This is a genomic window from Streptomyces sp. NPDC058001 (assembly GCF_042886315.1).
GTDB lineage: Bacteria > Actinomycetota > Actinomycetes > Streptomycetales > Streptomycetaceae > Streptomyces.
On sequence record NZ_JBHVQT010000003.1, the window covers coordinates 477660 to 490246 of the forward strand.

Here is a 12587-nt window from a genome sequence, read left to right on the forward strand (position 1 = left end):
CACGGTGCTATGAAGGCTGCGCTTTTCCTGGGAGTCCCGCACCCAGGAAGAGGAAGCGGATGTCTCCTCCAGGCCCTGTCTCCTGGCTCAGGCGCCCTGGGTGGGATTCTGTTGACGGGGTACGTCAGGTGCGCTGATGGCGCTCAGCAGGGCCAGGCAATCCGCGGAGGCGGAGCTCGGCTCGGCCTGCAGAATGATGAGCTGCTGTCCCGGAGCGCTGCGGATGCTGAGGGCCTCATGCCGCAACTCCAGCTCTCCCACGCCGGAGTGGTACATCTGCTTGATGTCGTAGGGCGGGAGCCTGCTGTACTCGCGTGCCCACAGAGAGCGGAACTCACCGCTGTGCACCGACAGTTCACCGACGAGCTGAAGGACGCGGGGATCCTCGGGGGTGTCAGCGGCGGTCTGCTGAAGGTCGGCGACCGCACGGTGCTTGGCCCGCTCCGCGTTTCTGTAGAACGTCTTCGCGGCGGGGTCCAGGAACAGCATGCGCAGTACGTTGTCGTGCTGTGCGAAGTCACGGTAGAGGGCGTCCGCCAACGCGTTGGTCGCCAGCAGGTCCTGGGCGTGGCCGATGATGAAGGCCGGCGTCCTGGTCCAGCTTTCGATCAGCTGCCGCAGGTGCGGGCGGACACGCTCGACCCGTGAGGGGGACGTCGTGCGGCGGCGAGCTGCCGGCCGGGCCAGCCGGAAGAGTTCCCGCTTGTCCACTTCCCCGAGTCGCAGCACACGGGCCATCGCCTCCAGCACCCGGAGTGAGGGGCTGACTTCACGGCCCTGCTCAAGTCGGCTGTAGTAGCTCAGGCTGATACCCGCGAGCGCCGCGACCTCGTCGCGCCGCAAGCCCGGCACCCTTCGGCGGCCGACGCTGGGCAGTCCCGCGTCCGCGGGGCTGACGCGTTCCCTGTGGGAGCGAAGGAACTGAGCCAGCCCTTCGACCGGGTCAGGGCGCGTGTCGTTGTACATGCTGTCGAGGCTAGGCGGAAAATGCCCGGAAATGGTCAGCCTACGGTGGGTGTACTACACCCAGGATTGCCGGACCACGCGCGCAGGGACCTGGCATGAGGCCATCCCGTGTACGGACTGTGCGGCTTGGTGTCACATAGCGCGACCGGTAATTCTCGCCTCCCACTTCTCGTCGGCGGGAAACCATCTAGTCTTGCCGCATGAGCAATGGGACACCTTTGGGTGATTTTCTGAGAGCCCGACGAGAGACCCTCAAGCCTCACGATGTCGGTCTCCCCGAATACGGGCGACGGCGGGTGCCGGGACTGCGCAGAGAGGAAGTCGCGCTGCTCGCCGGAGTCAGCTCGGACTACTACATCCGATTGGAACAGGGGCGCGAAAGCAGTCCGTCCCCGCAGGTGCTGGAGGCCGTGGCGCAAGCGCTGAAGCTGGATGCGGAGGCCGCCGGCCATCTCAACCGCCTCTGCCTCACCGCCTCGCAGCGCCCGCGCGACTGGGGCGACGCGGACGTCAGCCAACAGTTGGTGCAGCTGATGGACGGATGGGAGCACACGCCGGCCTTCGTCGTCGGCCCGGCCCTCGACATCATGGCGGGCAACTCCCTTGCCACGGCCCTCCACAGCGGGTTCGACCAGTTCGACAACCTCGCCCGCATGGTGTTCGTCGACCCGGCGGGGCGCGAGTTCTACCAGGAATGGGAGCGAGCCGCGCACTCGTGTGTCGCCGAGATCAGGGCCGCGTACGGTCACGATCCCGAATCGGCCCGCATCGCCGACATCGTGGCGGAACTGTCCTCCCAGAGCGAGGAGTTCGCCGGCATGTGGCGGATGCACGAGGTGAAGAGCAAGTCCCAGGAAGGGAAGCATCTCAAGCACCCGCAGGTAGGAGACCTGCACATCAAGTTCGCGGCTTTCACGGTCAATGGGGCCCCGCATCAGCAACTGGTGGTCTATCAGGCTGAACCGGCCAGTCCGACGGCAGCCACCTTCGAGACGCTGAGGGCCATGGCGACCCAGCCGAAGCAGGCCCAGGCGGCTGTGCCCGTGGCCGACCTCGCAGGGGATCAGTAGCGGCGCGTCTGAACGGGAAGTGACGCGGTCAGTCAGGCCCGGACCTCAGCCCCGGACGTACCCGTACGTGAAGTCGGTCCCGTACGGCGAACTGGGCCCGTGCGAAAAGAGGTTGGCCGATGAGGATGCCCATGAGGACCATGGCCAGGCCCGCTATTTGCCGACCGGTCAGGGTTTCGCCTGCGACCGCCACGCCCAGCAGTACACCGGTCACGGGGTTGAGCAGGCCGATGAGGCCGACTGTCGCCGCGGGCAGATGTCGTAGGCCGGCGAACCACGCGGCGAAGGCGAGTGCGGTCGCCACGACGGTGACGTACAGGAAGGCGAGAACCGCGCCCGTGTCGAGCGAGGGTGGCGCGCCCTCCACCGCGACGGCCGCCGGAAGCAGCAGCATGCCGCCGGCGACGAGTTGCCAGGACGTCGACGCGAGGACATCCACCTCGTCGCTCCAGCGCTTGGCGAGGACATAGCCGAGCGACGACATCAGCATCGCGGCCACCGAGGCAAGGACGCCCAGCCCGTCCACGGCGGCCACACCGGTGAGCAGCATCAGGCTCACCCCGGCGATCCCGATGACGGCCCCGGCCAGCGGCAGGGCACGCGGGCGTTCCGCCACCAGCGCCCACGCCAGGAGCATCAGCGCCACCGGCGAAGTGGCCATGACGGCCGACGCGATGCTCGTGGGCAGCAGTTGCGCCGAGAGATAGACCAGGGCGAAGAACGCGCCCATGTTCAAGGTGCCGAGAACAAGGGACTTCCACCACCACGCGCCGTGCGGGCGCCGTCGGCACACGGCCAGCAACAGCAGTCCCGCGGGCAGGGCCCTGATCGCCGCCCCGTACAGCGGCCGGTCGGCCGGCAGGTACTCGTGCGTGACGAAATAGGTCGTTCCCCAGGCCACGGGTGCGATCGCCGTGATGAGCGACCAGCGTAGAATACCTTCCATGGAAGACAATGTACCTTCCGTGGAAGGTATCGCGCGACCCTCGGACGCGCCACGCGACCATGTGGCCCGTATCCAGGCGGAGTGGGCCCGCGAACGCCCCGATGTCGACGTCCGCCCGCAGGGTGTGATCGGGCGGCTGCACCGCCTGGCCGGGCTGCTCACCGGACAGCTCTGCGTCGTCTACGAGCGCTACGGCCTCAGTGAGGGCGAGTTCGACGTGCTGGCCGCGCTCCGCAGGGCCGGGGATCCGTTCGAGCGCGCGCCCGGGGAACTCGCCGCGTTCACCATGGTCACCACCGGCGCCATGACCAAGCGGATCGACCGGCTCGAACGGAGCGGCCTGGTCACCCGGCGCCGCTCCGCCGCCGACGGACGAGGCCGGGTGGTCGCCCTCACGCCCGCCGGGAGGGAGTTGATCGACCAGGCGTTCACGGAGCACATGCGCAATGAGCGCCGCCTGCTCGGCGACCTGTCGCCGGACGAGGCCGCGCACCTGGAACAGCTCCTGACGGCCTGGCTGTCACGCGTGGAGGCCCCACTCGAACAGGATCGGCGCTGACCTGAACGCCCCGGCCGCCACCCCCGTATGACTCGACAGCCATGCCGGGCATCCCCGCGACGGAAGGGGCAGCATGCCGACGAGCGATCCGGACACCCCGGTCGACCCGACCGGCCCGACACGGGCCGAGGCCCTGGAACCCACCCGCGTCCTGCGGCGACGGCGCCCCCGGACACTGGCGGAGATGTTCTACGGGGAGCGGGCAGGCGGCGACATGGGAGTGGACCCGAACGACGAGCCGGACCAGGAGTACGAGGCCGTGGCGGCGCCGCACGGTCGCTCCGGAGATGGCGTCGGGGGCAGTCGTGGTTCCGGTGCGCCGTCGCCAGGCCCGGCAGCGACCGCCCCGCCGACTCCGGCGTACCCGGTGCGGCCCCGACGCGTCGTCATCGTGGTGGCCGTCGCCGTCCCGGCACTCGTCGCCCTGGGCATCGCGCTGCTGCTGACCCTCGACGGCGACGGCACCGGCGATCCGGCCACCCGCGCGACACCGTCGGCCGTGCGGGAACCCACCGCCGACTCCGACGGCCCCGGCACACTCCGCGAAGGGAACACGGGACCGGCCGTGACCGACCTCCAGGAACGCCTCCGGCGGATCCCCGACGTCTACGACCCGGGTACCGCGGTCACCGGTCGCTACGACGCCACCCTCACCGAGGCGGTGGCCCGCTTCCAGGTCTGGTACGGAATCCGGGGCGACGAGACCGGGGTCTACGGCGACGACACACGGCTCGCCCTGGAATCCCGCACCGGCGGCGGCCCGGAGTAGCGTGAAGCGTGGTGTTTCCTCACCACCCGGCCCCCGGTCAGGACCCGGTGAGGACTCGGTCAGGAGAAGTCACCATGAGTCCACTCGCCACCGCCCGTGACATCACGACCACCCCCGAAGGCATCAGCTGGGAGCCCGGCGCGCGGTGGGTGCGGGGGCGCAAGGCGGATGTCACCGTCGTCGACAGCAGGCATCCGGTCCTCGTCTGGGAACCCGACCGGCCCGTACCGCTGTACGCCTTCCCGCGCGCCGAGGTCCGCGAGGATCTGCTGCGTCCCGCCAAGAACCCAACGCTCGGCAAACACACCGGCTCGCAGATCTTCTACGACCTGGAGGTGGGCGGCGAGATCGTGGAGAACGCCGCGTGGGTCTTCCCCGCCGACGATCTGGCCGACCACATCGCCTTCGCGTGGTTCCGGCACGGAGGGACGGTCCTCGACCACTGGTACGAGGAGGAGGAAGAGATCTTCATCCACCCCCGGGACCCGCACAAACGCGTCGACGCACTGCCGAGCAGCCGACACGTCAGCGTCGAGATCGACGGCACCGTCGTCGCGGACACGGACCGACCGGTGCTGCTCTTCGAAACGGGGCTCCCCGTCCGCTACTACATCCCGCGCGAGGACGTCCGCCTCGACCTCTTCACCCCCACGGAGCACACCAGCGGCTGCCCGTACAAGGGCACGGCCACCTACTGGTCCTGGTCCGGCGAGGGCGACGTACCGCCCAACGTCGTCTGGAGCTACCTGGCGCCGCTGCCCGCCGTCGCGGCGGTCCAGGGTCTCATCGCCTTCTACAACGAAGCCGTCGACATCGTCGTGGACGGCGAACGCCTGGACCGCCCGACGACGGTCTTCACCCAGCAACTCGGACGGTGAGGTCACCCACGCGGTCGGCCATGCCTTCGCGCTGCCCTCTAGCTTGAGCCGACGGTAAGGACCAACTGGTACGGCCCGGCACTGAGGTTCGGTAGGATCCACAGGCTTCATCACGGGGGAGAGGGATCATGGCCGAGAGCAGTGGCGTCGAGGGCACCGGCATCAGCGCGGAAACCGCTGACGACGTCCTGGACGAGCAGGGTGCGGTCCAGTTGGTGTACCTGCCCGAGTCCGCCGACATACTCGTCGGTCTGCGGGTCCGCGACCGGATCAAGTGGACCGGGCTCCTGCTGCGGGGTGTGTTCGTCGCACTGTGGGGAGCACTGTGGCTGCTGTCCTCCGTGGGCCGCGGCAGGATCGACGTGGTCTCGACCGTGGTGTTCCTGTTCGTCGTCCTGCTGGTGTGGGGGTATCCGCGGATACAGACCGCCCATGTGCGGCGGATGGTCGGATGGCAGGGCGAGTACCGCGCCACGGTGTCCCCGGCCGGTATCACCTGCCGCAACGACCACAGCACGCTGGTCCAGAAGTGGTCCTTCTTCCAGGGCTACCGCGAGACGGCGGGTCACTTCGTCCTGCTCAGCCGTGACCCCGGCATCATGTTCCTCGATGTCCTGCCGAAGCGATGCGTGCGGGATGCCGCCGCGCTCGACCGGCTCCGGACGATCCTGGACCAGCACGCCACTCGCGTGTGACGGGAGCGGTGTCGCGCCCTGTCAGTCGACCGCCTCGATGATGCGGATCTCCCGCTCGGCGCCGTCCCCGAGCACGGCGAGTGCCGCCTGATAGTCGGGGCTGTGGTACGCGGCGACCGCGGCCTCGACACTGTCGTACTCGATCAGCGTCGTGCGCTCGGTGGTCCCGGACTCGAAGGCGTGGGCCGGATTCCCGCGCGCGAGGAATCTCCCGCCCGCCGACCGCATCGCGGGCCCGGCAAGCGCGATATAGGCATCCAGCTTCGCCCGGTCGTGCACCGCTGTGAACGTGTTGATCCAGTACGCCTTGGCCATGTTCCGCTCCCACTTCTCCGACGCCGTCCGCCCCGGTGAACCTCCGCGACCCACTCGGTGTTCCCGGGCGCCGATGAGTTCCGAGGCACAGGTGAGTCCTATGAAGCGCAGGCGAGTTCGCTGAAGGGAGCCAGGCCGTGGCGAGTGACGAAGAACGGATCCGTACGCTGATCGAGCGGTGGACCGGCGCGGTGCACCAGGGGGACATCGACGGTGTCCTGGCGGATCACTCGGACGACATCGTGATGTTCGACGTTCCGCCGCCCTACGAAGGCGTCCGCGGTATCGACGCCTATCGCGCGACTTGGCCGCCGTTCTTCGAATGGCAGGCCCAGGGCGCCACGTTCGAGATCGAGTCCCTGGACATCACCGCCGGCGGCGACGTGGCCTTCGCCTACGCCCTGCTGCGTTGCGGAACGGAGAAGGAGTTCGCCGAACGCCCTGCGGAGCGACTGCGGCTCACGCTCGGTCTGCGCAAGGAGGACGGCCGCTGGACCGTGGCCCACGAGCATCACTCGTTCCCGTACACGAACGAGCCACAGGCCACGCCCGCCACCGCTGCCGAGGACGAGATACGGGCCGTCCACCAGTAGTGGTTCGACGGCACCGCCGCCCGGTCGTTCCGGGCGGCGGCAGCGGGGGTGGGTGGTGGGTCAGTTGCTGACGGCGGGTTCCGTGGCGGGTGCGGACGCGGGGTCTCCTTCCTGACGGGACTTGCGGAGGGTGAGTACGGCCAGGACGGCTCCGGCGGCGGCGACGGCCGCGGCGCCGATGAAGGCGGCGGAGAAACCGTCGGTCAGCGCGGACGCGTCACCCAGCTTCTCGGCGCCCTGACCGGCGGCGATGGCGGTCATGGCGGCGAGCCCGAGTGCGGAGCCGATCTGGTAGCTGGTGTTGACGATCCCGGAGGCCAGGCCGCCCTCTTCGGGACGGGCACTGGAGATCGCCGTACCGAGGGAGGGGATGAAGGCCAGCGACATGCCCACCGCGGCGACGAGCGAGGCGGGCAGGACGTCGACCGCGTAGCTGCCGTCGGGACGGATGAAGGACAGCCACAGCATCCCCGCCGCCAAGGCCGTCATACCGGCGACGATCATCGCCTTCGCTCCGAAGCGGTTCATGAGCCGAGGCGCCGCCACGATCATCATCAGCATCACCGCACCGGTCATCGGCAGCAGCGCCGATCCGGACTGGAAGGCCCCGAGGTCCAGGACCTGCTGGAGATAGAGGTTGAGGAAGAACCACATCGGGATCCACGCGCCGGCCAGCAGCAGTTGGGCGAGGTTGGCGCCCGCGAGCCCGGGGGTGCGGAAGATGCTGAGCCGCATCAGGGGCTCGCTCCGTCGTGCCTGGACGGCGACGAACAGACCGGTCAGGAGCAGGCCCGCGGCCAGGACGAGCCAGGTCTGCCCGGCGCCCCAGCCGACTTCCGGTGCCCGGACGACGGCGTACACGATGGCGCCCAGTCCGGCGGTGACGGTGAGCGCGCCGACGAGGTCGACCGAGCCACGGCGGGCGGGGGCGGTCGGCATCAGACGGGGGATCGCGATCAGGGTGATCACGGCCACGGGGATGTTGATGTAGAAGACCCACGGCCAGCTCGTGTACTCGGTGATGACGCCGCCGAGGAACACTCCGGCGGTTCCTCCGGCCGGTGCGGCGGCGCCGTAGAGGGCGAACGCCCTGGTCAGTTCCTTCGGTTCGTTGCCGAAGAGCATCATCAGCAGGGTCAGTGCGGAGGGTGCGATGAGTGCGGAGCCCACGCCCTGGACGGCCCGACCCGCCAACTCGACCCACACCTCGCCCGCCAGACCGGCCATCAGGGATCCGGCCGCCAGTACGGCCCATCCCGCGCTGAACATCCGCTTGGCGCCGAACAGGTCCGACAGGCGCCCGCCGAGGAGCAACAGCCCGCCGAAGGCGACGACATACGCGTTGAAGACCCACGACAGGTTGCCCTGCGTGAAACCGAGATCGGTCTGCATCTCGGGCAGGGCCACACCAATGATCGATGTGTCCATGATCACCATGAACTGGGCCATCGCGATGAACGCGAGCGCCCACCAGCGCCGCGTGACGCTTTGAGCCGGAATGGCGGACATCCCACTCACCTCACATACTCCCTAGGGGTATCTCTCGTGAGGAACATACCCCGAGGGGGTATCTATTTCAACGGGTGGTCCCAAGAGGGGTGCGGGAGGGCGCAAGGGGGGCTGACTCGCCGTTACGGCATCTCGCCGTCGCGCTTGCGGGTGACCCGGTCGCGTCGACCGGAGCCCGGACGTACGACGGTCACCGGCTCGACGTCCACGCCGAGAAAAGCGCTGCCCGGAGTCGGGCAAAAATGTTGCCGAGATGCCCGGTCCATGCCCTACTCTCCTCCTGCGCACAGTGCCATGTGCGTTACCCCTGAACACTCATGACCGGGCGCCTGCCGCCCCACCCAGGAGACGAGACCCGCATGGCAGCCCCGGCTTCTCCCACGCCCCGCGACACGGTGACCACGACCTCCCCGCGCCTGCCCGCACCCACCGGACGCCGTATCTCCGGGAAGGTCTGGGGTGCGCTCGCGATCGTCTACGTCGTCTGGGGCTCCACGTATCTCGGGATCCGTATCGCCGTCGAGACGATGCCGCCGTTCCTTTCGGCGGCCGGCCGGTTCGTCGTGGCGGGGCTGGTGCTCGCCGGTATCGTCGCCTGGCGACGTGGCCTTTCCGCCCTGCGCGTGACCCGGGCCCAACTCGCGTCGGCGGCCCTCATCGGCGTGCTCCTGCTGCTCGGCGGCAACGGCATGGTCGTACTCGCCGAGACCTCGATCCCGTCAGGACTGACCGCGCTGCTGATCGCCGTCGTCCCCGCCTGGGTGGTCCTCCTGCGCGCCGCGTCCGGCGAGCGTCCCAGCGCCGCCACCGTCGGCGGCGTCCTCATCGGCATCGTGGGCCTCGCCGTGCTCACCGTCCCCGGACTCAGCGGCGACGTCCGGCTCGGTGGCGTCCTCCTGGTCGTCGCCGCGACCGTGTCCTGGTCGGTCGGCTCCTTCTCCTCGGGCAAACTCTCCATGCCCGCCGACCCGTTCACGGCCAGCGCGTACGAGATGATCGCGGGCGGCATCGGCTGTCTGCTGGTCGGCCTGGTCCGCGGTGAGCAGCGCGGCCTCGACCTCGGCGCCGTCTCGACCCGGTCCTGGCTCGCGTTCGCCTACCTCGTGGTCTTCGGCTCACTCGTCGCCTTCACCGCGTACGCCTGGCTCCTGCTGACCGCCCCGCTCTCGCTGGTCGCCACCTACGCGTACGTGAACCCCGTCGTCGCCGTACTGCTCGGCAGTCTGGTACTCGGCGAGGCCCTGTCCTGGCCGATCGTGCTCGGCGGAGCCGTCGTGGTCGTCGGAGTGTGCCTGATCGTGACCACGGAACGCCGACGCTGAACCCACCCTCCCCGCCAGGGTCCTGGGCGGACCCGGCTGCCCGGCCTCAGGCGCCGTGACGCCCGGCGTCGCGGCGCCCGGTCCCGTACAGGAGGGTGTCGACCACCAAGGTGGCGAGGGTGTCCGGGTCCTGGTCGCGGGTGTCGCCGTGCAGGGCCTCGCCGATGAGGGCGTAGTACACGCGGCGTACCCAGTCGAGGTCGGCGGTGGGCGCGAGCAGCCCCTCGTCCCGTGCCCGGCCCAGGAGTTCGACGCAGCGCGCGCCGATCTCGTCCCAGCCCGCCGCCGCGGCACCGCCCTCGTCGGCGGGCCGCCCCAGCGCGAAGCTCCACGCGCCCTTGACCCGCAGGACGTTGGCGGTGATCCGGTGCAGGGCGACCAGCGGCGGCGTCGTGTCCGGCCGGCCGTCCTCGACCGCCTCCGAGAGCTGTCCGACGGCGGACTCGGCCAGCGCCTCGATCAGCGCGCGCCGGTTGGCGAACCTCCGGTGCACCGTCGTACGGGCGACCCCCGCGGCCTCCGCGATCTGCTCAAGTGACGCCCCGGGGTCGGCGGCCAGGACGCGTTCGGCCGCTTCGAGGATCGCGCGCACACTCCGCTCGGCGTCGGCTCGCAGCGGGCGCGCGGCGGTCTTGCCCATGAGGACCTCCTGGGGCGGGCTTGCGGTGAGCGATCTGCCCCAAACGATACGTGCAAGGGTCGACTCCATCCCTATCTGCGACATGCATGTTGCGGTTAAGTGGGAATCGGCTACGGTTGTGTATTAGATGACGGTGAAGCGACCACTCGACCGCCTCGACCGAAGGGGAACAGCCGTGTCCGCCTCCTCAACACCGGCCAGCGCACTTCTCGCCTCCGCAAAGCCCACTGCCCTGATCACCGGCGCGTCCTCCGGCCTCGGCGCGGAGTTCGCCGCCCAGCTCGCCGCGCGGGGACACGACGTCGTCCTGGTGGCCCGCTCCCGCGACCGCCTCGAAGCCCTCGCCGAGCGGCTGCGTACGACCTGCGGGGTGCGGGCGCACGTCGTCGCGCAGGACCTCACCGCACCGGACGCGGCCCGGCGCATCGCGGACGCGCTCGCCGAACGCCGTATATCCGTGGGCGTGTTGGTGAACAACGCCGGGTTCGGCACCTGCGGCCGGTTCGAGGAGATCGACGCACGGCGCGACCACGACCAGCTGATGGTCAATGTCGTCGCGCTGGTCGACCTCACCCATGCCCTGCTGCCCTGCATGCTCGCCGAGGGCTCCGGAGCCGTCCTCAACGTCGGCTCCACGGCGGGCTATCAGCCGGGCCCGTACTTCGCCGTGTACAGCTCGGCGAAGGCGTTCGTCCTGAACTTCTCGCTCGCCCTGCGCCAGGAGTACCGGGGGCGCGGTGTCCGCGTCACGGCCGTGTGCCCCGGCCCGGTCGAGACCCCGTTCTTCGACACGATGGGCACCCGCAGGGCAGCCATCGGTTCCTTCACCACACCGGAACTCGTGGTGCGTGCCGCGCTGCGCGCCCTCGACGCCGACCGCGCGTATGTCACGCCGGGCCTCGGCAACGCCCTGAGCGCCCATCTGACACCGCGCCGCCCGCGCACCCTGGTGGCCGCCCTCGCGAAGCGCGTGACACGTGGCGTCCTCGCACAGGACACCGACCGCACCACCTCGGCACCGGAGCGGACCGCGGCCTGACACCCGGCAGGGGCCGACCGGAGGGAACTGGCTGGACCGGATGGAACTCGGTGCGATCGACGGCAACCAGGAACGGTGTCGGGTCGGAGGCTCCGGAGGCTGAGGTGCGACCGCGCCGGTGTGATCCGTACGACCATCGCCGCGACCCACCCGGATCGCCTAACCTCCACTCGTGACCCCGCACGAGCTTTCCCGTACCGACGCCCGCCGCATCGCCGTGCGCGCGCAGCTCCTGGACGGTTCGCGGCCGACCGAGCTGGCCGACGCGGTGCGTCGGCTCACCCTGCTCCAGGTCGACCCGACCGCCGCCGTCGCCCCCAACGCCGACCTGGTGGCATGGAGCCGTCTCGGGTCGTCGTACGCGCCGGCCGATCTGACCGCCGCGCTGGAGAAGCGGACACTGCTTGAGCTGCGCGCGATGATCCGGCCCGCCGAGGACATCGGGCTGTACCGCGCCGAGATGGCCCAGTGGGCCGGGGACGGGGAGCTGTCCCCCTGGCGGGAGCGGCGCCGCGCATGGGTGCGTGCCAACGACGCGTGCCGGCTGGACATCCTCGACCGTCTCGATACGGCGGGCCCGCTGCCGTCCCGTGAACTTCCGGACACCTGCGAGGTGCCGTGGAAGTCGACCGGGTGGACCAACAACCGCAACGTCACCCAACTCCTCGAAATGATGGTGCTGCGAGGCGAGGTCGCCGTAGCGGGACGCCGTCGCGGCGACCGGCTCTGGGACCTGGCCGCACGCGTCTACCCCGAGGTACCGGTGGTGCCGCTGGACGAGGCGCCGCGCCTTCGCGACGAGCGACGGCTGCGCGCCCTGGGCATCGCCCGCGCCCGGGGCACGGAACTGCCCGTCGAGCCGGCGGACGTGGGCGAGGCCGGCGAACCGGCCGTGATCGAGGGCGTCAAGGGCACCTGGCGCGTGGACCCGGCCCAACTGGCGCTGCTGGCACAGCCGTTCACCGGCCGCGCGGCCCTTCTCTCGCCTTTCGACCGGCTCGTCCACGACCGGAAACGCACCGCCGAGCTGTTCGAGTTCGACTACCAGCTGGAGATGTACAAGCCCCCCGCCAACCGCCGGTGGGGATACTTCGCGCTGCCGATCCTGTACGGCGACCGGCTGGTGGGGAAGCTCGACGCCGTCGCCGACCGGAAGGCCGGGGTGCTGCGGGTCCACGCGATCCACGAGGACGCCCCGTTCGACAAGACGGTGACCGCGGCGGTCCACCGGGAGATCGAGGACCTGGCCCGCTGGCTCCGACTGGACCTCGCACCGCCCCGGTGAT

General features: G+C 70.0%; 15 protein-coding genes. 9 read left to right on the plus strand and 6 right to left on the minus strand.

From position 1 onward, the window contains the following. Window positions 1-87: 87 nt before the first annotated feature. Window positions 88-966 (minus strand): helix-turn-helix transcriptional regulator, encoded by an 879-nt coding sequence (locus ACFVT5_RS08820; protein WP_389883059.1) that lies wholly within the window; start codon window positions 964-966, stop codon window positions 88-90. Between the two features lie 200 nt (window positions 967-1166). Here ACFVT5_RS08820 and ACFVT5_RS08825 point away from each other — a divergent pair, with 200 nt between their 5' ends. Continuing rightward, a complete protein-coding gene (locus ACFVT5_RS08825; RefSeq protein WP_389883062.1) occupies window positions 1167-2036 on the plus strand; it encodes a helix-turn-helix transcriptional regulator in 870 nt (289 codons plus the stop codon). Between the two features lie 28 nt (window positions 2037-2064). Here the strand turns inward: ACFVT5_RS08825 and ACFVT5_RS08830 are convergent, their stop codons facing one another. Continuing rightward, entirely contained in the window at window positions 2065-2982 is a 918-nt protein-coding gene (locus tag ACFVT5_RS08830) for an EamA family transporter (RefSeq protein ID WP_389883065.1), read from the minus strand. Between ACFVT5_RS08830 and ACFVT5_RS08835 the strand changes: the two genes are divergently transcribed. From ACFVT5_RS08835 to ACFVT5_RS08850, 4 genes are all read left to right on the plus strand, one after another. Beyond that, window positions 2981-3541: a MarR family winged helix-turn-helix transcriptional regulator gene (locus ACFVT5_RS08835; protein ID WP_389883068.1), complete on the plus strand. Its 561-nt coding sequence runs from the start codon at window positions 2981-2983 to the stop codon at window positions 3539-3541. The two genes, ACFVT5_RS08830 and ACFVT5_RS08835, sit on opposite strands and share 2 nt — an antisense overlap. Before the next feature lie 73 nt (window positions 3542-3614). Further along, window positions 3615-4310, plus strand: coding sequence for a peptidoglycan-binding protein (locus ACFVT5_RS08840; protein WP_389883071.1), 696 nt, complete (start codon window positions 3615-3617; stop codon window positions 4308-4310). A gap of 74 nt (window positions 4311-4384) precedes the next feature. Then, window positions 4385-5188, plus strand: coding sequence for a DUF427 domain-containing protein (locus ACFVT5_RS08845; protein ID WP_389883073.1), 804 nt, complete (start codon window positions 4385-4387; stop codon window positions 5186-5188). Window positions 5189-5316: 128 nt separating this feature from the next. Then, window positions 5317-5883, plus strand: a complete 567-nt coding sequence (locus ACFVT5_RS08850) for a YcxB family protein (RefSeq protein ID WP_389883076.1) — start codon at window positions 5317-5319, stop codon at window positions 5881-5883. 21 nt (window positions 5884-5904) lie between these two features. Here ACFVT5_RS08850 and ACFVT5_RS08855 read toward each other — a convergent pair whose 3' ends face one another. Continuing rightward, window positions 5905-6198 (minus strand): DUF1330 domain-containing protein, encoded by a 294-nt coding sequence (locus ACFVT5_RS08855; protein WP_389883079.1) that lies wholly within the window; start codon window positions 6196-6198, stop codon window positions 5905-5907. A gap of 137 nt (window positions 6199-6335) precedes the next feature. Here ACFVT5_RS08855 and ACFVT5_RS08860 point away from each other — a divergent pair, with 137 nt between their 5' ends. Continuing rightward, window positions 6336-6791: a nuclear transport factor 2 family protein gene (locus ACFVT5_RS08860; protein WP_389883081.1), complete on the plus strand. Its 456-nt coding sequence runs from the start codon at window positions 6336-6338 to the stop codon at window positions 6789-6791. A gap of 60 nt (window positions 6792-6851) precedes the next feature. Here the strand turns inward: ACFVT5_RS08860 and ACFVT5_RS08865 are convergent, their stop codons facing one another. Together ACFVT5_RS08865 and ACFVT5_RS08870 are read right to left on the minus strand one after the other, a co-directional pair. Next, complete coding sequence (locus tag ACFVT5_RS08865; RefSeq protein WP_389883084.1) at window positions 6852-8300, minus strand: MFS transporter; 1449 nt, start codon at window positions 8298-8300, stop codon at window positions 6852-6854. Window positions 8301-8422: 122 nt separating this feature from the next. Then, window positions 8423-8566, minus strand: coding sequence for a hypothetical protein (locus ACFVT5_RS08870; RefSeq protein WP_389883087.1), 144 nt, complete (start codon window positions 8564-8566; stop codon window positions 8423-8425). 93 nt (window positions 8567-8659) lie between these two features. On the opposite strand from ACFVT5_RS08870, the gene ACFVT5_RS08875 reads away from it, so the two are divergent. Next, window positions 8660-9622 (plus strand): EamA family transporter, encoded by a 963-nt coding sequence (locus tag ACFVT5_RS08875; protein ID WP_389883090.1) that lies wholly within the window; start codon window positions 8660-8662, stop codon window positions 9620-9622. A gap of 46 nt (window positions 9623-9668) precedes the next feature. Here ACFVT5_RS08875 and ACFVT5_RS08880 read toward each other — a convergent pair whose 3' ends face one another. Next, the gene (locus ACFVT5_RS08880) at window positions 9669-10262 is read right to left on the minus strand and encodes a TetR/AcrR family transcriptional regulator (protein WP_389883093.1); all 594 of its coding nucleotides are present in this window, start codon (window positions 10260-10262) and stop codon (window positions 9669-9671) included. 175 nt (window positions 10263-10437) lie between these two features. Here ACFVT5_RS08880 and ACFVT5_RS08885 point away from each other — a divergent pair, with 175 nt between their 5' ends. Together ACFVT5_RS08885 and ACFVT5_RS08890 are read left to right on the plus strand one after the other, a co-directional pair. Further along, a complete protein-coding gene (locus ACFVT5_RS08885; protein ID WP_389883096.1) occupies window positions 10438-11301 on the plus strand; it encodes an SDR family NAD(P)-dependent oxidoreductase in 864 nt (287 codons plus the stop codon). 172 nt (window positions 11302-11473) lie between these two features. Next, window positions 11474-12586 (plus strand): DNA glycosylase AlkZ-like family protein, encoded by a 1113-nt coding sequence (locus ACFVT5_RS08890; RefSeq protein ID WP_389883099.1) that lies wholly within the window; start codon window positions 11474-11476, stop codon window positions 12584-12586. The last annotated feature ends 1 nt before the right edge of the window (window position 12587 follow it).